Origin of the sequence: Rhodococcus sp. IEGM 1408, from assembly GCF_033142235.1 — a bacterium.
Taxonomy (GTDB): Bacteria; Actinomycetota; Actinomycetes; order Mycobacteriales; family Mycobacteriaceae; genus Dietzia.
In genome coordinates, this window is record NZ_JAWLRW010000007.1 from 17,752 (window position 1) to 38,127 (window position 20,376).

General features: G+C 69.9%; 18 protein-coding genes and 3 pseudogenes. 15 read left to right on the top strand and 6 right to left on the bottom strand.

Annotation, left to right across the window (positions count from 1 at the left end; genetic code table 11):
• The first annotated feature begins 4 nt into the window (after positions 1-4).
• From R4P08_RS11990 to R4P08_RS12015, 6 genes are all read left to right on the top strand, one after another.
• Complete coding sequence (locus R4P08_RS11990) at positions 5-883, top strand: urea amidolyase associated protein UAAP1 (protein WP_317814103.1); 879 nt, start codon at positions 5-7, stop codon at positions 881-883.
• A 12-nt stretch (positions 884-895) separates the two neighbouring features.
• On the top strand, positions 896-1,576 hold the full coding sequence (locus R4P08_RS11995; protein ID WP_317814104.1) for an urea amidolyase associated protein UAAP2: 681 nt from the start codon (positions 896-898) through the stop codon (positions 1,574-1,576).
• 72 nt (positions 1,577-1,648) lie between these two features.
• Positions 1,649-3,631 (top strand): 5-oxoprolinase/urea amidolyase family protein, encoded by a 1,983-nt coding sequence (locus R4P08_RS12000; RefSeq protein ID WP_317814106.1) that lies wholly within the window; start codon positions 1,649-1,651, stop codon positions 3,629-3,631.
• Positions 3,628-5,412 (top strand): allophanate hydrolase, encoded by a 1,785-nt coding sequence (gene atzF / locus R4P08_RS12005; protein ID WP_317814107.1) that lies wholly within the window; start codon positions 3,628-3,630, stop codon positions 5,410-5,412. The genes R4P08_RS12000 and atzF overlap by 4 nt, the downstream gene beginning before the upstream one ends.
• Before the next feature lie 120 nt (positions 5,413-5,532).
• A complete protein-coding gene (locus tag R4P08_RS12010; RefSeq protein ID WP_317814108.1) occupies positions 5,533-6,222 on the top strand; it encodes a hypothetical protein in 690 nt (229 codons plus the stop codon).
• A gap of 95 nt (positions 6,223-6,317) precedes the next feature.
• Positions 6,318-6,953 (top strand): hypothetical protein, encoded by a 636-nt coding sequence (locus tag R4P08_RS12015; protein WP_317814109.1) that lies wholly within the window; start codon positions 6,318-6,320, stop codon positions 6,951-6,953.
• 96 nt (positions 6,954-7,049) lie between these two features.
• Here the strand turns inward: R4P08_RS12015 and R4P08_RS12020 are convergent, their stop codons facing one another.
• Both R4P08_RS12020 and R4P08_RS12025 read right to left on the bottom strand, forming a co-directional pair.
• A complete protein-coding gene (locus R4P08_RS12020; RefSeq protein ID WP_317814110.1) occupies positions 7,050-7,907 on the bottom strand; it encodes a T3SS (YopN, CesT) and YbjN peptide-binding chaperone 1 in 858 nt (285 codons plus the stop codon).
• 4 nt (positions 7,908-7,911) lie between these two features.
• Positions 7,912-8,502, bottom strand: a complete 591-nt coding sequence (locus R4P08_RS12025; protein ID WP_317814111.1) for an HD domain-containing protein — start codon at positions 8,500-8,502, stop codon at positions 7,912-7,914.
• Between the two features lie 240 nt (positions 8,503-8,742).
• Between R4P08_RS12025 and R4P08_RS12030 the strand changes: the two genes are divergently transcribed.
• Complete coding sequence (locus R4P08_RS12030) at positions 8,743-9,051, top strand: hypothetical protein (protein WP_317814112.1); 309 nt, start codon at positions 8,743-8,745, stop codon at positions 9,049-9,051.
• Positions 9,052-9,065: 14 nt separating this feature from the next.
• Here R4P08_RS12030 and R4P08_RS12035 read toward each other — a convergent pair whose 3' ends face one another.
• Positions 9,066-10,124, bottom strand: a complete 1,059-nt coding sequence (locus R4P08_RS12035) for an NAD(P)-dependent alcohol dehydrogenase (protein ID WP_317814113.1) — start codon at positions 10,122-10,124, stop codon at positions 9,066-9,068.
• A 314-nt stretch (positions 10,125-10,438) separates the two neighbouring features.
• Here R4P08_RS12035 and R4P08_RS12040 point away from each other — a divergent pair.
• Positions 10,439-11,113: pseudogene (locus tag R4P08_RS12040) on the top strand (UvrB domain 3-containing protein); the annotation flags it as partial.
• A 117-nt stretch (positions 11,114-11,230) separates the two neighbouring features.
• Here R4P08_RS12040 and R4P08_RS12045 read toward each other — a convergent pair.
• Positions 11,231-12,486: pseudogene (locus R4P08_RS12045) on the bottom strand (IS256 family transposase).
• A gap of 275 nt (positions 12,487-12,761) precedes the next feature.
• Here R4P08_RS12045 and R4P08_RS12050 point away from each other — a divergent pair.
• The 3 genes and pseudogenes from R4P08_RS12050 to R4P08_RS12060 form a co-directional block, all read left to right on the top strand.
• Positions 12,762-12,929, top strand: a pseudogene (locus tag R4P08_RS12050) (type I restriction enzyme endonuclease domain-containing protein); the annotation flags it as partial.
• A gap of 55 nt (positions 12,930-12,984) precedes the next feature.
• The gene (locus R4P08_RS12055; protein ID WP_317814114.1) at positions 12,985-13,323 is read left to right on the top strand and encodes a hypothetical protein; all 339 of its coding nucleotides are present in this window, start codon (positions 12,985-12,987) and stop codon (positions 13,321-13,323) included.
• A gap of 125 nt (positions 13,324-13,448) precedes the next feature.
• Positions 13,449-13,847 carry a hypothetical protein gene (locus tag R4P08_RS12060; RefSeq protein WP_317814116.1) on the top strand — a complete coding sequence of 133 codons (399 nt, stop codon included), beginning with the start codon at positions 13,449-13,451 and terminating at the stop codon, positions 13,845-13,847.
• Between the two features lie 17 nt (positions 13,848-13,864).
• Here R4P08_RS12060 and R4P08_RS12065 read toward each other — a convergent pair whose 3' ends face one another.
• Positions 13,865-14,638 carry an SDR family NAD(P)-dependent oxidoreductase gene (locus R4P08_RS12065; RefSeq protein WP_317814117.1) on the bottom strand — a complete coding sequence of 258 codons (774 nt, stop codon included), beginning with the start codon at positions 14,636-14,638 and terminating at the stop codon, positions 13,865-13,867.
• A complete protein-coding gene (locus tag R4P08_RS12070; RefSeq protein ID WP_317814118.1) occupies positions 14,635-16,161 on the bottom strand; it encodes an NAD(P)/FAD-dependent oxidoreductase in 1,527 nt (508 codons plus the stop codon). The genes R4P08_RS12065 and R4P08_RS12070 overlap by 4 nt, the downstream gene beginning before the upstream one ends.
• A 90-nt stretch (positions 16,162-16,251) precedes the next feature.
• Between R4P08_RS12070 and R4P08_RS12075 the strand changes: the two genes are divergently transcribed.
• From R4P08_RS12075 to R4P08_RS12090, 4 genes are all read left to right on the top strand, one after another.
• Positions 16,252-17,277 carry an AraC family transcriptional regulator gene (locus tag R4P08_RS12075; protein ID WP_317814119.1) on the top strand — a complete coding sequence of 342 codons (1,026 nt, stop codon included), beginning with the start codon at positions 16,252-16,254 and terminating at the stop codon, positions 17,275-17,277.
• An 84-nt stretch (positions 17,278-17,361) separates the two neighbouring features.
• Positions 17,362-18,960, top strand: a complete 1,599-nt coding sequence (locus R4P08_RS12080; RefSeq protein WP_317814120.1) for an AMP-binding protein — start codon at positions 17,362-17,364, stop codon at positions 18,958-18,960.
• Positions 18,960-19,955, top strand: a complete 996-nt coding sequence (locus R4P08_RS12085) for an LLM class flavin-dependent oxidoreductase (protein ID WP_317814122.1) — start codon at positions 18,960-18,962, stop codon at positions 19,953-19,955. Before R4P08_RS12080 ends, R4P08_RS12085 begins: the two co-directional genes overlap by 1 nt.
• Positions 19,956-19,995: 40 nt before the next feature.
• Positions 19,996-20,376 carry a hypothetical protein gene (locus R4P08_RS12090; RefSeq protein WP_317814123.1) on the top strand — a complete coding sequence of 127 codons (381 nt, stop codon included), beginning with the start codon at positions 19,996-19,998 and terminating at the stop codon, positions 20,374-20,376.

A 20,376-nucleotide genomic window follows, 5' to 3' on the forward strand; every position in this document is an offset into this window, starting at 1 on the left:
TGACATGACCAGCACCACCGAGAGCACCGCCACCGAGAGCACGTCCACCACCGCCGGTGCCCGCGAGCACGCGCGCGCCCAGGCCGGGGCGATCACCGACTCCATGCCCGTCGTTCCCGCGACCGCCTGGCCCCACCCGCCGGCGGACGTCCCGGCCGACCGTCTGACGTGGGCGGAGTCCGTTCCCGGCGGCCGCTACACCGCGATCGCCCTGGCCCGCGGCACGCGGATCCGCCTCACCGACCGGGACGGTACGGGGTGCGCCTCGCTCATGCTGTGGCGCGCCGACGCCCCCTGGGAGCGCCTCAACACGGTCGACACGGTGAAGGTTCCGTGGCAGGCCTACCTGGGGACCGGTCATCCGCTGCTGTCGGACCAGGGTCGGGTGCTGGCGACGGTCGTCGCGGACACCTCCGGCCACCACGACGCACTGTGCGGGGCCTCCACCCTGGCCGGGAACGTCGCCCGGTACGGGGCCGGGGCGCCGGAGTCCGACACGCCCGCCGGGCGGGAGTTGTTGCTGCTCGCCGGGCTCAAGCACGGGCTGGGGGAGCGGGATCTACCCCACACCGTGTCCTTCTTCCACGGCGTCCGGGTCAGTGACGACGGCGCGCTCGTCTCCACCGGGACCGCGGGCGCGGGGGCGACCGTCGACCTCGTGCTCCACCTGCCCGTCGTGCTGGCCGTGGCGGTCGCCGACCATCCGCTGGACCCGTCGGCGGAGTACCACGCCGGGACGGTGGAGCTCCTGGCGTGGAGCGCCCCGGACGACCTGGACGCCCTCGTGCAGGACGGCTTCCCCGGCGTCGGTCAGGACCTCGAATACCGCCGAGCCGTCGCCAACTCCGAGGCCGCCCACCGCGCCCTCACCCCGATCGCCTGAGGAGAACCTCCCATGACACCCCCGACCCCCACCGCCACCGCCACCGCCGATCCCCGGACCGCCGCCGCTGCCGACCTCGCGCTCGCGGGCGGGGCCGTGGTCGCCGACGAGACCGTCGCCGCCCGGGCCGCCTGGTCCCGGGTCCTGCTGGCGGGCCAGACACTGACCATCGTGGACCTCGAGGGCAACCAGGCCGTCGACACCCTGTTCTACGACGCGCACGACCCCGCCCGCCGTTACAGCGCCCCGGCGACCGTCGCCGCCCAGCGGTCCATCTTCCTGACCGAGGGGAGTGTCCTGCGGGACGACGCCGGCGACCCCCTCGTGACCATCACCGCCGATGAGGTGGGCAACCACGACACCCTCGGTGGCGCGTGCTCCCAGGAGTCCAACACCCTGCGGTACGGCCACCACACCCGGCATCAGCACGCGTGCGTGGAGAACTTCCTCCGCGAGGGCGCCCGGCACGGCCTGGGCAAGCGGGACCTGGTCCCCAACGTCAACTTCTTCATGAACGTGCCCGTGGACGCCGACGGCACCCTCGGGATCGTCGACGGGCTCTCCGCGCCCGGGAAGCGCTTGGCGCTGCGCGCCGACCGCGACGTGATCGTCCTGGTCTCCAACTGCCCGCAGATCAACAACCCGTGCAACGGCTTCGACCCGACGCCGGTGCGGATGATCGTCACCGCCTGAGCCGGGAACCCACCGCCCCGCACCACCTGCGTCCCCGTCACCTGCGTACCCGTCACCACAGGAGAAGCCGCCATGACCCGTCTCGAAGTCCTCGCCCCGGGACTCATCACCACCGTCCAGGACTGGCCCGGTCGCATCGGGTACTGGGGCGTGGGGGTCCCGCCCTCGGGGGCGATGGACGACTGTTCGCTGCGGTTGGCCAACATCGCCGTGGGGAACCCGGAGGGCGCCGCCGGCCTGGAGTGCACGCGCGGCGGGTTGAAGGTCCGGCCGGACGGCCCCGTGACGGTGTGCGTGGGCGGTGCGCCCGTGCGGCCCACCGTGGACGGTCGCCCGGTGGCGCAGTGGAAGCCGGTGCAGCTCGAGGCCGGATCCGTGCTCGAGGTCCCGGTGATCGCGGGCCCGGGCATGCGCGTGTACGTGGCGGTCGGGGGCGGGATCGAGGTCGAGCAGTACCTCGGGTCGTCGTCGACCTTCACCCTGGGGCGGTTCGGGGGGCACGAGGGGCGTGTCCTGGCACCGGGGGACACGCTCGCCGTCGGTGAGCCCGGACCGGGTGTGCCGCGCCGGATCCTCGCCGAGGAGGTTCCGGCCATAGGTCACCACTGGCACCTCGCCGTGGCCGAGGGCCCGCACGGTGCCCCGGAGTTCCTCACCCGCGCGGGGATGGACGAGCTGTACGCGGCCGACTACACGGTGCACTTCAACTCGGACCGCACCGGCGTGCGCCTCGAGGGGCCCCGCCCGAAGTGGGCCCGGCCCGACGGCGGGGAGGCCGGCCTGCACCCGTCCAACCTGCACGACAACGCCTACTCGGTGGGTGCCCTGGACTTCACCGGTGACACCCCGATCCTGCTGGGCCCGGACGGGCCGAGCCTGGGCGGGTTCGTCTGCCCGGTCACGGTCGTCAGCAGCGACCGGTGGAAGCTCGGGCAGCTCGCCCCCGGGGACACCGTGCGGTTCGTCCGTGTGCGGGTGGACACCGGCCCCGATCGCGCGAGCATCGGCGGGGTGCGCGGTGCCGGTCGCCCGTACGTCCTCGGCGACGGCGGTGACCGCGACGACGGCGTCCTGGGCCGTGGTCACACCGCCGACGGCGTCACCGAGGTGACCTACCGCCGGGGCGGGGACGACAACGTCCTGGTCGAGTACGGGCGCATGGAACTCGACCTCGAACTGCGCGCCCGCGCCCACGCCCTCTACCTGCACCTGCGGTCGAACCCCGTTCCCGGCCAGCAGGACCTCACGCCCGGGATCCGGTCGCTGCAGGTCAAGATCACCCCCGGCCGCAGCACGGTGGCCGCCACCCTGGCCGCCCTGCGTGAGGCCGAGACCGCCATGCCCGCCGCCGAGTCCCTGGTGGTGCCGAGCAGACGGGTCCGGCTCCCGCTGAGCTGGGACGACCCCGCCACCAAGGAGGCCATCGAGCGGTACATGTACGGCGTGCGCGACGACGCCCCGTGGTGCCCGTGGAACATCGAGTTCATCCGCCGGATGAACGGATTGGAGACCGCCGACGACGTGTACCGCACCGTCTTCGACGCCGAGTACATGGTGCTGGGGCTCGGGGACGTCTACCTCGGCGCGCCGGTGGCCACGCCCCTGGACCCGCGTCACCGCCTGGTGACCACCAAATACAACCCCGCCCGGACATGGACCGCGGAGAACTCCGTCGGGATCGGCGGCGCCTACCTGTGCATCTACGGGATGGAGGGACCGGGCGGCTACCAGTTCGTGGGACGCACCACGCAGGTGTGGAACCACCGGCACCCCGAGCCGGCGCCGGGCTTCGACGCGGAGCACCCGTGGCTGCTGCGGCACTTCGACCGGATCTCCTGGTACCCCGTCTCCTCCGAGGAGTTGGCCGACCTCCGCGCCGACACCGCCGCCGGCCGGGGGCTCGTGGACATCACCGACGACACGTTCTCGCTGGCCGAGCACAACGCCTTCTGCGAGCGCGAGGCCGGATCCATCGCCTCCGCCAGACGCCGCATGGAGCACGCCCGCGCCGAGGAGTTCGCGCGCTGGGCCGCCAGTGGGGAGCTGAGCGCGTGAGGGCCGCGGTGGCGGGTCCCGGTGTGCGCGACGCCGCTGAGGCGCTGGTCGACGACGTGTTGGCCCGACTGCTCGACGCGGACCGACCCGAGGTGTTCCTGAAGGTCCGCGGCCGGGAGGAGCTGATCGCCGACATGGCGGCCTCCCTCGCCGCCGGGGGTCCTCTCGCCGGGAAGCTGCTGGCCGTCAAGAACAACGTGGACGTGGCGGGGTTGCCCACGACCGCCGCCTGCCCGGGGTTCGCGTACCTCCCCGAGCGGGACGCGGTGGCCGTCGCGCGGCTGCGCGCGGCCGGCGCGGTGGTGTTGGGGGCGACCAACCTCGACCAGTTCGCCACCGGCCTGGTGGGCACGCGCAGCCCCTACGGCGCAGTGCGGGCCGCGCACCGCCCCGGTCACATCTCGGGCGGGTCCAGTTCGGGTTCGGCCGTGGCGGTGGCGCTGGGGATCTGCGACCTTGCCATCGGCACCGACACCGCCGGTTCGGGCCGCATTCCCGCTGCGCTCAACGGGATCGTGGGGATCAAGCCCACGCTCGGTGTGGTCTCCACCGACGGGGTGGTCCCGGCGTGCGCCAGCTATGACTGCGTCACGATGTTCGCCCGCGACGTCCACACGGCGGCGAGGGCGACGGCGGTGATGGCCGGCGGTGCGGGCACCCGCAGCTGGCCGACGGACACGCCACTGGCGGCGGCGCCGGCCGCCACGCTCGCCGTCCCCCGGGAACTGGTGGCGATGGCGCCGGGCTGGGCCGAGGCCTTTGCCGCCGCCGTCGACCGGGCCCGCCTCCTCGGGTACCGGGTGGTGGAGATCGACCTCGCACCGTTCCTCGCCGCGGCCCGGTTGCTCTACGACGGCGCGCTGGTCGCCGAGCGCTACGAGGCGGTCGGCGCGTTCCTCGACGCCGAGCGGGATCCGGACGCGGGCATCGATCCGATAGTCCGCGGCATCATCGCGCCTGCTCGCGACATCGCGGCGGTGGAACTGCTGCGCGACCGCCGGCGGGTCGAGGCGCTGCGGCGCGAGGCGCTCGCCGAGCTCGACCGGCTGGGTGCGGCCGCGTTGCTCGTGCCCACCGCGCCGTTCCACCCGACGATCGCCGAGGTGGACGCCGACCCGATCGCGCTCAACAGCCGTATGGGTACCTACACGAACTTCTGCAACCTGTTTGATATGTGCGCCGTGGCGGTGCCGACGGGCGAGGTCGACGAAGGGGACCGCGGGACGGCGGCGTTCGGGGTGACCGTGGTGGGGCGCACGTTCCACGACGGTCCGGTGGCTGCCATTGCGGCAGACCTGGCGGCCGACCTTGCGGCCGACCTTGCGGCGGACCTCGCCGGGGGACGCGAGCCCGGGGAATGCGACCCCGCTGACGAACCACTCGTCCCGTGGCCGCTCCGAGCAGGGGCGGCCGCGGTCGACCTGGTGGTCTTCGGCGCTCACCGGCGCGGGGGCCCGCTCGAGCATCAACTCACCACGCGAGGCGCGGTCTGGCGTGGCCCGGTGCGCTCCAGCGCGGACTACCGGATGTATCGACTGGACACGCAGCCCCCCAAACCCGGGGTCCTGCGTCATCCGGACGGCGCCTCTCTGCTCGGTGAGAGGTGGACACTCTCCCCGGCGGCGCTCGGGAGCTTCCTCCAGGAGCTCCCCAGGCCGATGCAGCTCGGCCGGGTGACGCTCGCCGACGGCACCGAGGTGATCGGTTTCGGCTGCGAGCCCACCGCCGTCACCGCGGCGGCCGACGACCTCACCGCACTCGGGGAGTGGCCGATCGGGTGAAGGTCACTCCCGGTGCCCGAGGACCGGGCGGCCCGCATTGGTCAGGCGGTGTCGTCCACGCCTGCTATCTTCCGATCAGATCGGTCGCATCCGGGACCGCGGGAGTGTGGGAGCGTCGGGATGTCGTACGGCTGGGATGACGGCACCACTGGCCCGCAGCAGCAATGGCAGAGCCACGGCTACCCGCCGGAACCGCAGCGCGGCGTCTCAGGCGCGCTGATCGCCCTCATCGCCCTCCTGGCGGCGCTGGTGCTGGTACTCCTCGGCGCGGTCGCCTACCTCGTCCTCCGACCGGGCGGCATCTCCGGGGACACGTCCGAGCAGACGCTGGCGGACACCTCGTCGTCGTCGACCGTGTCGTCCGTGACCGCGCCATCAGTTACCGAGCAGCCTCCGGTGACCGAAACCGCCTACACCACCCCGCCGGAGCGCGAGACCGTGACGGTCACACGTCCGGCGCCCGGTTCGAGGTCGTCGCTGCGGACCGCGGGATACCCCGCCGGAGCCGATTCCTCCGGCTGGGTCTCCGATCGCCAGGCCAGGTGCAACGCCAGTGACCCCTCCGCGATGATGGGCCGGACCACCCGGTCCGCGTTCTCCATCTGCGTTAACCCTGATAACGGCCGCTACTACTACCGGGGATCCGCCGGCGGCGCGGGCGTCGAGGTGGACGATCCGGTGGTCTCGGGCAATTCGGCGACGGTGAGCAACAACAACGTCGTCTATTCGATCGACTCCTCGGGGATGGCGATCTTCGAGGGCGGTGCGCTGATCTCAAACCAACCGATGGTCGAGTTCTGGGTCGGCTGAGCGAGCCCGGACCCGGCGCCGGATACGCTGGGATGCGGCCCGCACGGTGGGAGATTCCGCACCTGCAGGTGCCCCGAACAGTGAGGTGAGCGCCAGTGAGTCAGCTCGTGTCCTTCTACGAGACCGCGCCTGTCACGGACCGACGCGGCCTGCTCACCGACGTGATCCAGCGTCCGATGCAGGTCCGCTCCGGGTACGACGTGATCGAGGGCGAGGTCGTACCGCGAGTGGTCTACGTGCAGGCGCCCATCGAGGGTCGCCCGCTGCTCGTCCCGTTTGGCCAGTACGACGCATGGAGCCTGCGGCAGCGGTTCGAGGAGGCGCTGCGGGTGATGAACACCCTCGGGGCGTGCGAGATCGAGTGCGCGACCTACAGCGCCCGACGCAACGCCGTCGCCGCGCGGGTGGGCGTGGGGCCGATGGCCGGATGGGGCAAGGTGACCCGCACCCAGAGCACGGATTTCGATTACTCGTTCTCGGGAACGGGTTCAGCACCCCGCGATCCCGGGCCGATCCGGTGGACCAACATCCCCGGCCTCGACGCCGCCAAGCAGTCGGTCCTGCTCAACGGGGGGCGTCGCGTGGAGATCACCATCGAGAGCGAGTCCGAGTTCGCTGCGGACTCCGACCTCGCCCGACGCCTCAAATCCTCCGGACTGGTACTGGGCCTGGAGGGCCGGACCCAGGCCAAGACCCTGTTGCGGATCAAAGCCGAGTTCCCGGTGACCTGAGGGCTGTCGGGCGAGGTCGGCCGTCTGCAGAGCGAGCCGCCGGTGGCTGCTCCTTGTTGAACTTGTCCTGCACGGAGCCTGCGATCTCGGCCCAGTTCAGCGGGGGCCGAGGCGGGCAGCGATGCCACTCCGTGTCGTTGCGAAGGTCAACAGGAAGTGCTCGAGATTGAACTGCACGTACCTGGGGAGGAACGGGCCGACGGACACCACGGAGCGCTGCATGACGTGGCGGCCGTCCAGGATCCACGACGTCCATTGTTCGTCGAGGTTGAGCTCGGCCAGCCTCAGGGCCGTGTCGGACCGCGAGCGGACCCCGCGCGCGACCCACGCCCAGATCTGGGCACTGGGGTCGTTCTCGGTGAACGTCACGTGCACCGGGTGGCCGACGTGATCAAAGACCAGGTCCCCGTTGTCGTCGACGATGACGGGGCGGCCGGTGACCGCCTCGGCCAGCGCCTCGAACCGCTCGCGGGCCTCCTCGTGCCCCTCCACCTCGACCGCCACGTCGACCGAGTCGGCCCCGTCCGCGGGGTCCACACCGGTAGGGAGCCTCCCGGTGCGGACCAGCCCCAGCCCGTCCATGCGTTGACCGACGCCACCCTGGCACCGGACCGTCAGGAGGTGTGGGTGCGGCACAACCAGTCGGTCCCGACATGTCGACACCACCGCCTCCGCGATCCGGCCGGGGTCGGTGGGCACGGTCTGGGCCACCATCTCCTCGAGAAGCGGGTGTCCCGCCGCGCGGTAGGTCACCCAGGCGTGGGAGGAGTCCGCGGCCAGCTGGACGGTGCACCGGGCCTGACTGCTAGCGGATTCCGACGGCGCCGTGAATTCCATCGCACCGGAGGACCGCGGTCGGCGGAGGTGCAGGGCGAGTGCCTTGCCGAACCGGTCCCACGGGTCCTCGGTCAGGCGCAGCGAGGCACTCCCCGGCCCGGACGGTCGGTCACGCACGCGATCAAGCCGCCGGGACGAGCGCCGCGACGTCGTCCACCGCCTGACGGAGCTGGCGCGTGGCAGCGCAGTCACCCAGGCGTTCGGCGACCGTCTCCGCGATCGCGTTGTAGAACCACAGTTTCTCCTGGGGCCCGGCGTTGAAGATCCCCCACATGTCCTCGCCGAGGTGCTCGTGCGCGGTGACCATCGAACGCAGGTTGTGGATCTTGTCCGCCGCCGAGATGAGCAGGCACTGCTCCGAGTCCTCGGCGAGCGTCGCGAGGTAGCCCTCCTTGCGGACTCGCCACGGCGGGGTCTCCTCTCCCGCGGTCTTCTCCTCGGAGACGCCGCGGACGAGCTCGGTGACCCGCTCGCCGAACTCCGCCGTCATGTCGTCGGCCGAGTAGACCGACGGCGGCACGTCCTCGAGGACGTCGTGCAGGAGGGCGGCCACCGCCACGTCCTGATCGTCGGTGAAGTCCGAGACGATCATCGCCACCGCCACGGGGTGAGCGATGTAGGGCGTCGGATCGTCCTTGCGGGTCTGGCCGGCGTGGCAACGGGCGGCGACCGCGAGCGCGCGGTCGATGGCGGGGGTCCAGGTAAGGGACATGGTGCACTCCTCAGAGGGAGGGGCCCGGCGCCGGGCGACGCCGCCGGGTCGTGGGGCCGGAGCCTGAGCTCCTCTCCCACGCCCTGAGTAGACACCGCAGGTACGACACGACCGCGCCGAACGGTCCGGTTTGGTCAGCCGTGGGAACCGTTCGGCGCGGTCGAGCCGTCCTACTTATGACGGCCTGATGACGGTGAAGTGAGCGACGACGACGAGGTGTGCGATGAATGAGGTGCGCTGATGGCCGACGGGACGATCAGGGCGGATGCCGGGAGGATCGCCTCTGCGGTCTCGGTGTTCGGTGGCGCGGGAGAACGGGCCGCGGAGATCGCGTTCCCGAACGTCGTCGCAGGTTTGGAGACCGCGCTTCCGGGTGGGTCGGCAATCACGTCGGCGCTCGACCGGGCATGCGGAGCCGCGGCCGTCCATGCGGCCCGGTGTTCGGGCCGCATGACCGGCCTGGCCGACTTCGCGGCCGAGGCGCACCGATTCCTCGAAGCGTCGGATGAGGACTTCGCGGGCCTGCTCGCTCGGGTGGTGCCAGGGTGAGCGGGAACGGTGAGCTAGAACGTTTTGGCGTCGATCACGAACCGGTACCGGACGTCCGAGCTCACGACGCGGTCGAAGGCCTCGTTGATCTTGTCCGCCGAGATCAGCTCGATCTCCGCCGCGACCCCGTGCTGCGCACAGAAGTCGAGCATCTCCTGGGTCTCGGGGATGCCGCCGATCATGGACCCGGTCAGGATCTTGCGTCCGGCGGCGACGGACCCGGCCCGCACCGACATCGGCTCGGTCGGGATTCCGATGTTGACCAGCGCCCCCCGCGGCTTGAGCAGAGCGAGATACCGGTCCATCGGCAGGCTCGCCGACACGGTGTTGAGGATGACGTCGAAGGTGCCGCGGAGTTCACGGAGGTTCTGCTTGCCCTCGTCGCCGGCCGTGGCGTAGTGCTCGACGGCGCCGAACCGGAGCGAATCGTCCCGCTTGGAAGTGGTCTGGGACAGGACCGTGACCACGGCGCCCATCGCTACCGCGAGTTGCACACCCACGTGTCCGAGGCCGCCCATGCCGATCACCGCGACACTCGTGCCCGGGCCGACGTTCCACTGGCGCAGCGGCGAGAACATGGTGATCCCAGCGCACAACAGCGGCGCCGCCGCTGCCGGGTCGAGCCCGTCGGGCACGGACACGACCATCTGCTCCTCAACCACGATGTGGGTGGAGTAGCCGCCCTGGGTGACCTGCCCCTCTGGGTGTCCCTCGGGCAGCGGTGAGCCGTAGGTCGCGACGGACCCACGCTCACATTCCTGTTCCTGGCCGGCCTCGCACGAGGAGCAGGCGTGGCAGGCGCCGACCAGGCACCCGACTCCCACCCGATCGCCGACCGCGTGCCGGGTGACGTCGGAACCGACTTCGCGGACGATGCCGACGATCTCGTGCCCGGGCGCCACGGGGTAGGTGGTCTGACCCCATTCGCCGCGCACGTGGTGGATGTCGGAATGGCAGATTCCGGCGAACTCGGTCTCGATGAGCACGTCGGCCGGTCCGGTTTCCCGCCGCCGGATCGTGGTCTTCTCCAGAGGTGCGTCCGGTGCGGTCGCGGTGACGGCGGCGACGTCCATGTGATCTCCCGTGGTTCAAGTCGAGTGCAGCGTGAGCTTGATGTGAGCATCAGGCTCACGCCACAGTAGAGGGAGAGCGCGCCCTGCCGCCGGGGCTGACCGCAGCCGGGTCTAGTTTCTGAATACCAAACACCCTCCCGAACAGGTGCGGTACGGCTCTTGCGGAGTCCGTACCCCGGTTCAGAAGGGCATTCAGCGGATCGGAAGGTTAGCTGCCCGCGCTCCCGAGGATTCCCATGACGTCGACGCTGCCGAGGCTGACGCTTCCGGTGGTGGTGACCGAGGAGTTGCGGAAGTGGATCGCGATCGGGGTGATGAGCGTCTGCGCGGCCCGGTCCATTGCGGCATACCTCTACCTGGAGATCGTCCGCCTGCGTCCCGACTGGCAATCTGACGCCGACGACAAGGGCAAGGTCAAGGGCAAGGTGGTCTACACCGCCGATCCCGGAGACGAGGAGCACGTCACCCGCCAGCTGCGGCGTCCGAGCGCGATCGCCGCGGTGAAGCAGCGGGTCAAGGACCCGGGCGACGAGCTCGAGCTGATCATCGTCAAGGACACGATGCTCACTGGTTTCAACGCCCCGGCCCTGCACACATCGACCGCCCGCTCAAGGGGGCCCTGCTCATGCAGACCCTCGCCCGCGTGAACCGCACATTCTGCGGGAAGCAGGACGGGCTGCTCGTGGGTTACGCGCCCCTGACGGACAACCTGGCCCAGGCGCTTCAGGAGTTCACCCGCGAGGCCCCGACGGGCGGGGACCGGCTCGACGGCCGGACCTCGGACGAGTCCGGGAACTGATCGGCGACGACTGGAAGGCCCAGTGGCACGCCAATGCCAAGACCGGGTGGCGGGACGCGCTCCTCACCGTGGTCACCCGGCTCCGGTCGCCGGGCACCCCGGGGAACCGGGACGACGACCCGGGTGCCCGCCCGCTGGCTGATCGCTCCGGAACTTCTCCTCGAAGCTCGCCCGGGCCTGGGCACTGGCGGCGGGCACGGCCTGCCGCTCCCACGGTTCGACACGCTCACCCCGCAGTGGCTCTAGGAGGCGCAGAAGCCGTCCAGATAGTGCCCCGTGGGGTGGTGGGATTCGGATCGACGTCTGGTCAGGCGCAGTGATCAACGAGTCCTGACTGATCGTAATCGCTACCGGTGTCGAGGGCTCGTTGTTTGGCGGCTATGACACGTCGGAGTTCGGCCATGGAGGTCTCCGAGAGATAGCGGCGGGAGACCTGCCATTCGTCGTGTTGGTCGATCACCACCGAGGTCGCCAACCGCAGGAACGCCGCCGGGTTGGGGAAATCTCCACGACGTCCGTCCGGCGTTTGATCTCCTTGTTCAGCCGCTCGATCGGGTTGTTGGACCAGACCTTCTGCCAGTGCCCTCGGGGAAACGCGGTGAATGCCAGAACGTCGGTCTTCGCCTCGCGCATCATCGTGTTGACCTTCGGAAACGAGTCAGCGAAAGTGTCGGCGACCTGATCCCACTGCTCGGCCACGGCGGCCGGTTCGGTGTGGGCGAAGATCGTCTTGACCGCCGCGGTCACCACCGGAGCATTCTTGGCCGAGACGGCACTGTGCAGGTTGCGCATGAAATGCACCCGGCACCGCTGCCGCGCAGCACCCACAAACTGCTGCGCCACGGCCGCTTTCAGGCCAGCGTGAGCATCTGAGATCACCAGGTGCACCCCGGTCAGGCCGCGGGCTTTGAGGGAGCGCAGGAAGTCGGTCCAGAACTCGTACGACTCACTGTCCCCGACGGCCGTACCGAGCACCTCGCGGGTGCCGTCCACCGAGACCCCGGTCGCCACGACCATGGCGTGCGAGACCACATGGGCGCCGATCCGGACCTTGCAAAACGTGGCGTCGGCGAACACGTACGGGAACTGTGTGTGGGACAACGTCCGGGTGCGAAACGCCTCAACTTCGGCGTCCAAGTCGGCGCAAATGCGGGAGACCTCCGACTTGGAGATGCCAGTGTCCACCCCGAGTGCCCGGACGAGGTCGTCGACCCCGCGCGTGGACACCCCGTGCACGTAGGCCTGCATGATCACCGCGTACAGGGCCCGATCGATCCGCCGGCGACGCTCGAGCAACGCCGGGAAGAACGACCCTGCCCGCAGTTTCGGGATCTGTGCCTCGATGTCACCGACCGGGGTCGAGACCGTCTTGGTGCGGTGGCCGTTGCGGTGGGTCGTGCGGCCCTCGGTGCGCTCGTAGCGGTCAGCGCCGATCTTCGCAGCGGCTTCGGCCTCGATCAACGCCTGCAGGCCGGCCCGCACCAGCTCGGCGAACATCGCCTGCGGATCAGCGGCCAGCAGTGCATCGAGCTGGGCGTGTACGCCAGAATGGGACTGGGTCATCGCGTGGTGTGTCCTTTGCTGTGAGCTACTTGGCGGTAACTCATTGACCACTACGCGATGGCCCGCCCTCTTCAGCGGACCGCCACGCCCTCGTCAGCCAAAACCCCGGCCCCGAAACCCCACCACGCCATGGGACTTACCCGCCGTCCAAGGCCCACCTGGCGATCGAAGCCCTCAGGGCGACGTTGCTACAAGAGGTCGCCAGGGTCACCCGCGGCAACGAGGTGCGCAGCCGGTAGTTCTCGGAAAGCACCAACGAACTCATTGTGCGGTAAACCAACTGGACCGTCCGCGAGGACGTTAAAGCCAAGCTCCGCGCCTCGGTCAAGCGGACCCTGCGCAAGTACAAGTACCCGCCGGACAAGCAGCCCGAGGCTATCCAGCGGGTCATGCAGCAGATGGAGGCGCTGGCACCTCGCTACGCGGAGGAGACGGGGAACTGACGGCGCGTGCGGTGGGAACAATGACGCCCGGGTTCGATCCTGCGAGACTGTCGGTATGGCAGCAGTCACGGAGACCCAAGTCGACTCGATCAAGGCGGGCATTTCGCAATTAGAGTCGGCCGTATTCACCGTCATCGAGGTCACCGTCGAACAAGACGATGACCCTCAAGGCGAGGCGACCCGGGTGACGATCGAGTTGGAGGCGAAGGAGGTGCCGGACGAACAACGGCTCGATGCGTTCGTCTCTTTCGGTCGCGCAGCTAGGCGAGTCGCATTTGACGTGCTCGGCGAGGATCGGATCCTGAGGGTTGCGTACCGAGTACTGACCGAGGGGCAATCTCCGAACTCGGACATTGAGGACGGGGCCCCGGATCAGACCGACAAGAGCATCTGATGGCGGCGCGACCGATACAGCCCGGTGAGCTAGTCGAACTCGCTTCGAGACTCGCTCGCGGAGCCGGACGTGGTCGGCCCCGGACGATCGAACTTCGTCGAGCAGTCAGTACTGCTTACTACGCGGTGTTTCACAAACTCGGACAGCACGCGGCAACAAGACTGATCGGGGATGGGTGGTCCCCGCAGCACTCCGCAGTTGCGCGGTGGATTTCTCACACCGAACTTGCGCAGCTAGCCGATGCTTCGAACGGCATCGGAAACCGTGCGTTACAAGCAGCATTAAGCCCGGTCGATCCGAGGCTCGCGGACATTTCGCAGATCTTCGTCGACTTGCAAGTGGCCCGGCACGACGCGGACTACAACGATCTTTTTGATGTCACGCGAGAAGAAGCTCTGCTTGCGGTCGATTCCGCAAAGCGAGCCCTCGCGTTGGCGAACGAGCTGTTCGTCCACTCGGAATCGAGCTACCTGCGTTTCCTCGGACTGTCCTTCGGCGGAGTGAAGGTCGCCAAGAACAGGTAGCCCGCGGCGGCAGCCGCCTAGCCCTGCCGGTGGGCGACCCGTCCGATGAGCCGCGTGCCCGCGAGGAACGGGATCCGGGTGAAGCGCTTGGAGTACCAGGTGAACGCACTCAGAGCATCCGGCGTGACGACGAGCCGACGGGCCTGGATTCCCCGGATCGACCGGCTGGCCACCTGCTCCGACGTGAGGCGGGTGCGCGAGAGCAGCATCCGGGCCGTCTTGTCGGCCTGCGGATCGTCGCCGGAGAGCGAGTCGGCGAGCCCGGAGCGGAAGAACAGCGGGCAGATCACGGATGTGCTGATCCCCTGCGGCCGCAATTCTGCATCAAGTGTCTCTGCCAGCGCGACCGCCGCCGCCTTGGTCGCGTTGTAGGCGCCCATCTGGGGAGCGTGGACCAGCCCGGCGGCGGAGGCGGTGATGACCACCCGTCCGCCCCGGCCGAGCTTGGGAACCATGGCCTTGCACCCACGAACCACTCCGAGGAGGTTGATGTCGATAATGCGCTGCCATGACTCCATCGACGTGGCGTCCAGGCGGCCGCCCACCGCGATCCCCGCGTTGTTGATGAGGATGTCCAACCTGTCGACAGCGTCTGCGGTGGCAGCCCAGTCGTCGTCGTTGGTCACGTCGAGCCGCAGATAGCTCCACTGGCCGGACAGCTCCCGCACGGCGGGCGGGGCCTCCGGATGGATGTCGGTGAGGATCACCTCGTCCCCCGCTGCCAGGTACTCACGGGCGAGTGCGAGGCCGAGGCCGGACGCGGCGCCGGTGATGAAGATGCGGCGGCTCATCGGACGGCCGCCGGCGTGATCCGGTCGCCGAACTCCATGCCCCGGCGTTGGTCCCCGAAGGTCAGCTCGGGGATCTCGACGAGGTAGTTCTGCACGTAGGTCCACGGGCGGGCCGTTCCCTGCCGCGGGAACCGATGCGCTCCGCGCCGGACGTATCCGGCGTCGAGGTCCAGCAGTGGTCGGTCGCCCCTCTTCTCGGGGGGGACCGGAGCGTAGATCTTCTCGCCGCTCTTCTCTCCGGCGCGCCAGAGTTTGACCATGTACTTCGAGACCATGTCCGCTCGCAGGGTCCACGACGCATTGACGTAGCCGACGGTGAAGCTGAAATTGGGCACGCCCGCGAGCATCATCCCGCGGTAAGCGGTCTGGTCGGAGGGTGGCAGGGCGCGGCCGTCGATGCTCAAGGTCCCGCCGCCAAAGGCCTCGAGCTCCAGCCCGGTCGCGGTGACGATGACGTCGGCCTCGAGTTCGGCGCCTGAGCGGAGCTGGATCCCGCGCTCGGTGAAGGTATCGATGTGCCCGGTGACCACCCGCGCGTTGCCCTGCATCGCCCGGAAGATGTCTCCGTTCGGGGCCTTGCACACGCGCTGATCCCACGGTCGGTACGACGGCGTGAAGTGCTCGGCGACCTGCGCGCGGGAAATGTAGCGTCGCTGCATCGCGCGCAGGCCCTGCTTGAAAGCCCAGGGGAGGTTCTGTGCGACGAGGAATTGCCCCATGTCCCGGGCGCCGTGGGTGAACCGGGCGGCCCGGTAGGCCGGTGACGCGGGCAGGATGCGCTTCCATACCGCGCTGATGATGTCCTTCTCCGGCAGGGGTGCGACGTAACTCGGGGTCCGCTGCAACATGGTGACGTCGGCCCCGAGCTGCTCCAGTGCCGGCACGAGCGTGATGGCGGTAGCGCCGGAGCCGATCACGACGAACCGACGACCCGCGTACTCGGTGTCCTCCGGCCAGTGCTGAGGGTGGATGATCTCGCCGGTGAACTCCTCCTCGTTGGGGAACTCGGGCCGGAAGCCCTCTGAGTGGGAGTAGTACCCGGCGCCGAAGTGCACGCGTCGGGTCCAGATCGTGCGCTCGGACTCGGATGCGGATCCCGACCCCGACCCCGAGTCGCCTCGCACACTCGTCACCTGCCACAGCTGCTCCCGGCTGTTCCAGTCCGCGCATCTGATCCACGACCTCAGGTGCAGTCGCTCGAGGGCGCCGCAGTCACGGGCCGCGTCCCGGATGTACTCCTTGATCTCCTCACCCTGGCCGAGGGTCGACTCGTGGGGCCAGGGCCGGAAGGGGAAGCCGAACGTCGCCATGTCCGAATCCGAGCGGATCCCCGGGTACCGGAAGGTGTGCCAGGTCCCGCCCAGATCGTCGTGCACGTCGTGGACCTCCCACGACCAGCGCGGGAACGCCTCGCATACATGGTGGGCGAGGTCGATTCCCGAGATGCCGGCGCCGACGATCAGCAGATCCAGCGGGTTCTCGAGGGTTCCGGCCGAGGTGTCGCGGTCAGCGGAGGCTGTCATGAGCACGACGATAGTCGCGATCGGGCCGCAGAAGTTTCCCTTTCGCGCCGAGAACTTGCTGTTTCGCGCCACGCGGGGGAGGGTGCCTCCATGGCCTACGTGCGCTCAGCCGGACTGCGGGGCGTCAGGTCGGTGATCGTCGAACTCGGGGGAGACGCCGACGACCTGGCCCGCCGTTGCGCGTTGCCTGCCGGTGCGCTCGACGACGACGAGATCCTGGTCCAGGATCTGGCGATCGGCCTCCTCCTCGAGACCGCGGCGGTCGAGCTGCGCTGCCCTGATCTGGGCCTGCGGGTGGCCCAGCGTCAGGATCTCAGCCTCCTCGGCCCGGTCGCGGTGGCCATCAGGAACGCCCGGACCACGACCGACGCGCTGGAGATGACCTCCAAATACCTGTTCTTCCACGCCCGCTCACTCGAGATCACCATCGTCCCGGATCCGGAGGGCAGGCAGGACGTGCTGGGGATCCGGTTCGGCTACCGCGACGATGCGGTTCCGCTCCCGCCGCAATCGGTCGACATGGTGCTGCTCTTCCTCCACCGGGCGCTCGTCCAGCTGGTCGGCGCCGACTACGGTCTGCTGTCGATCGAGCTCCCGAATCCGCTCAATGCTGACCGGCATCGCTACCAGACGCTCTTCGGTGCACCGGCGACGCCGTCCACGGGAGCCGCGATCCTGCGCGTCCCCTCCGTGCTGCTCGGACGAGCCATCTCGGGTGGCGACCAGACGGCCCAGCTGCTGGCTCTGCAGTACCTGGAACAACACAGTCCTCCGCGCGGTCAGAGCTACAGCGAGAGGGTCCGGGCCGTGCTCCAGCGGTCGCTGGACACCGGAACCTCCTCGCTCGGCGAGGTCGCCGAGGTTCTCTCGGTCTCCACGCGCACGCTGCAGCGACACCTGACCGCCGAGAACACGAGTTTTTCCGCGATCCGGGACGAGGTGCGCCGCGACGTGGCCGCCCGCCTGCTGGCCACCACCGAGATCCCGCTGTTCCAGATCGCCTCCGCGCTGGCGCTGGACGACGTGACGACGTTCAGTCAGTACGCCAGGCGCTGGTGGGGGATCACGGCCCGGGAGTTCAGGTCCAGCCGGAAGCCGTCGATCGATCCCGGATAGCGGCCTGCGGCACTTCGCTGACGCATGTCAGGTCTGCTGGTTATGATCCAGATCACACCCGACGCCCCTCCCGAAGGAGCCCCCATGGCCGATACCGTCCGCGAGCAACTCCGCCGACACGCCGATTCGGACACCGACGCGATCCGCTACGAGGACCAGGCGATCAGCTGGCGCGAGTACGTGGGGTCCGCCGACCGCCGGGCCGGCGCCATCGACGCCCTCCTGGACGACTCGCGGCCGCGCCACGTGGGAACGCTCCTGGAGAACACCCCGGAGATGCTCTACGCGCTCGCCGCCGGGGCGTTCGGCGGCTTCGTCGTCGCCGGTATCAACGCCACCCGCCGCGGCGAGAACCTGGCCCGCGACATCCTGCGCGCGGACTGCCAGGTCCTGCTCACCGATTCCCAGCTCAAGCCGCTGCTCGACGGTCTGGACCTGGGGGACGTCTCCGTCATCGACACCGACTCGGACGAGTGGGCCGCCATGGTGCTGGCCTCGGAGCCGCTCGAGAACCCGCCGCCGGTCGACGCCGGCGACCCGTTCATGCTGATCTTCACCTCGGGCACCTCCGGGGACCCGAAGGCGGTCCGGGTGGGCAACTTCACCGTCACCATGTCCGGGGAGTCGCTCGCACCGTCCTTCGACCTCACCTCGGAGGACGTGATCTACCTGTCCATGCCGATGTTCCATTCGAACGGGGTCCTGAGCGGCTTCTCCCCGGCCATCGCCGTGGGCGCGACCATGGCGCTCGCGCGACGGTTCAGCGCCACCCGCTTCGGGGACGACGTGCGCCGCTACGGCGTGACGTACATGAACTACGTGGGCAAGCCGTTGGCCTACATCCTCGATACGCCGGTTCGGCCGGACGACGCGCAGACCACCCTGCGCGCGGCCTTTGGCAACGAGGCGGCGGCCAAGGACATCCCGGCGTTCGCCGAGCGCTTCGGCTGCCGCGTGTGGGACGCGTACGGCTCGACCGAGCTGGCGATCATCATCGTCCGCACCGAGGCCTCCCCGCTCGAGTCCATCGGGGAGCCGTTCCCCGGGGTGGCGGTGTACGACCCGATGACGGGGGAGGAGTGTCCGCGGGCGGTATTCGACGAGAACGGCGCGGTGAGCAACCTGGACGAGTGCGTGGGCGAGCTGGTCAACACCGAGGGTGCCGGGTTCTTTGCCGGCTACTACAACGACGAGGCGTCCACCTCGGACCGGATGCGCGACGGCATGTACTGGTCTGGTGACCTGGCCTATCGCGACCAGAACGGCTTCATCTACATGGCCGGCCGCAGCGGGGACTGGCTGCGGGTCGACGGCGAGAACATGGCCACCGGCATCGTCGAGGAGATCCTGCTGCGCAACCCGGCGGTGTCCCGGGTCGCCGTCTACGGCCTGCCCGACCCGCGCGGAGTGGGGGACCAGCTCGCCGCCGCGATCGTGCCCCGCCACGACGCGAGCCTCGACCCCGCCGAGTTCGAGGCGTTCCTCGGTGCCCAGGCCGACCTCTCGCCCAAGGCATGGCCGCGCTGGGTCCGGGTGTCCGAGTCCCTGCCCACCACCGCCACCAACAAGATCCTCAAGCGGGACCTCATCAAGGAGGGTCTCGGCTCCAGCGGGTCCGACACCTGGTGGGAGCGTGACGAGCGGGGCACGGCGTACGCGGAACTGACCGGATCGCGGATCTGATGGTCTTCGTCGTCACCCGGTTCGACTTCCGCGCCCCCGGCGCCGGGCCCGAACAGCGCCGCGACCGGTACCGGGCGGCCCTCGACATGGCGCGGTACGCCGAGGAGTCCGGTCACGACGCCGTCAACCTCTCCGAGCACCACTCCTCGGAGGACGGGTATCTGCCCTCGCCGCTCATCGCGGCATCGGCGGTCGCCGCGGTGACCAGCCGCATCCCCATCACGGTGTGGGCGCTGATCGCGCCGCTGTACGACCCGGTCCGGCTGGCCGAGGACATCTCGGTCCTCGACCACATCGCCGCGGGCCGGGTGAGCTACACCTTCGGACTCGGCTACCGCCCGCTCGAGTACGCCCTGCACTCGAAGGAGTGGAAGAACCGCGGCGCGCGGCTGGGCGCCCAGTTGGAGACCGTGCTCGCCGCGTGGCGGGGCGACCCGGTCGGTGACGACCCGTCGGACGGTTCCCCCCGGGGATCGGCCACCCCGCGGCCGTTCTCCGACCCGCACCCCCTGGTGTTCCTCGGCGGGGGCGGGGCGGCGGCGAGGCGGGCCGGGCGGCTGGGCATGCACTACCAGCCGCAGCTGGACGATCCCGCGCTCACCGAGCTCTACCGCGCCGAGTGCCGGGCGCACGGGCACGAGCCGGGCCTCGTCGTCGCCCCTATTCCCGGTCCCGCCACTGTCTTCTGCGCGGAGGACCCGGACGGGTTCTGGGATCGCTACGGCCACCACCTGCTGGCGGACGCCGAGGCGTACCGCGCCTGGCAGACCGGGACGGGCCGCAGCTCGTTCGTCCACTCCGACGCCCGCTCGATCGAGGACCTGCGCGCCGAGGGGGTCTACCTGGTGGCGACGCCGGAGGAGCTGGTCCGGCGCGTCCGCGGAGGCGAGCTGGGGTTGATCGCCAACCATCCGCTGTGCGGCGGGATGCCGATCGAGGCGGGCTGGGAGTCATTGCGGCTGCTCGGCGAGGAGGTGTTGCCCGCGGTCCGGTGATCGGCGTCCAAGCCGGGGCCGCGCCCGTAGTCTCGGCCGAATGAGACGCCACACCAGCAAGGCCGTCCGGTACTGGTCCATGCCCGCCGCACTCGGCGCGATGGGCGTGCTCCACTTCGTGAAGCCCGAGCCCTTCGACGGGCTCATCCCGCCTGAGCTGCCCGGCAGCAGGCGAGCCTGGACCTACGGGTCCGGCGTGGCGGAGATCGCCGTGGCGGGTCTCATCGCCGCCCCGAAGACGCGCGCCCTCGGCGGCGCGGTCGCGACCGCGCTGTTCATCGGGGTGTTCCCCGGCAACCTGCAGATGGTGCGGGCCTGGCGGAACAAGCCGGTGTGGCCGTACCAGGTGGTCGCCTGGAGCCGGCTGCCGCTGCAGGTGCCGATGATCGTCGCGGCCGACAAGATCCGTCGCGGCGCCTGA

Bases quoted from the DNA above. Each gene is read 5' to 3' on its own strand.
- R4P08_RS11990 (WP_317814103.1), top strand. From the start codon at position 5: ATGACCAGCACCACCGAGAGCACCGCCACCGAGAGCACGTCCACCACC.
- R4P08_RS11995 (WP_317814104.1), top strand. From the start codon at position 896: ATGACACCCCCGACCCCCACCGCCACCGCCACCGCCGATCCCCGGACC.
- R4P08_RS12000 (WP_317814106.1), top strand. From the start codon at position 1,649: ATGACCCGTCTCGAAGTCCTCGCCCCGGGACTCATCACCACCGTCCAG.
- R4P08_RS12010 (WP_317814108.1), top strand. From the start codon at position 5,533: ATGTCGTACGGCTGGGATGACGGCACCACTGGCCCGCAGCAGCAATGG.
- R4P08_RS12025 (WP_317814111.1), bottom strand. From the start codon at position 8,502: ATGTCCCTTACCTGGACCCCCGCCATCGACCGCGCGCTCGCGGTCGCC.
- R4P08_RS12030 (WP_317814112.1), top strand. From the start codon at position 8,743: ATGGCCGACGGGACGATCAGGGCGGATGCCGGGAGGATCGCCTCTGCG.
- R4P08_RS12035 (WP_317814113.1), bottom strand. From the start codon at position 10,124: ATGGACGTCGCCGCCGTCACCGCGACCGCACCGGACGCACCTCTGGAG.
- R4P08_RS12055 (WP_317814114.1), top strand. From the start codon at position 12,985: ATGGCAGCAGTCACGGAGACCCAAGTCGACTCGATCAAGGCGGGCATT.
- R4P08_RS12065 (WP_317814117.1), bottom strand. From the start codon at position 14,638: ATGAGCCGCCGCATCTTCATCACCGGCGCCGCGTCCGGCCTCGGCCTC.
- R4P08_RS12070 (WP_317814118.1), bottom strand. From the start codon at position 16,161: ATGACAGCCTCCGCTGACCGCGACACCTCGGCCGGAACCCTCGAGAAC.
- R4P08_RS12075 (WP_317814119.1), top strand. From the start codon at position 16,252: ATGGCCTACGTGCGCTCAGCCGGACTGCGGGGCGTCAGGTCGGTGATC.
- R4P08_RS12080 (WP_317814120.1), top strand. From the start codon at position 17,362: ATGGCCGATACCGTCCGCGAGCAACTCCGCCGACACGCCGATTCGGAC.
- R4P08_RS12085 (WP_317814122.1), top strand. From the start codon at position 18,960: ATGGTCTTCGTCGTCACCCGGTTCGACTTCCGCGCCCCCGGCGCCGGG.
- R4P08_RS12090 (WP_317814123.1), top strand. From the start codon at position 19,996: ATGAGACGCCACACCAGCAAGGCCGTCCGGTACTGGTCCATGCCCGCC.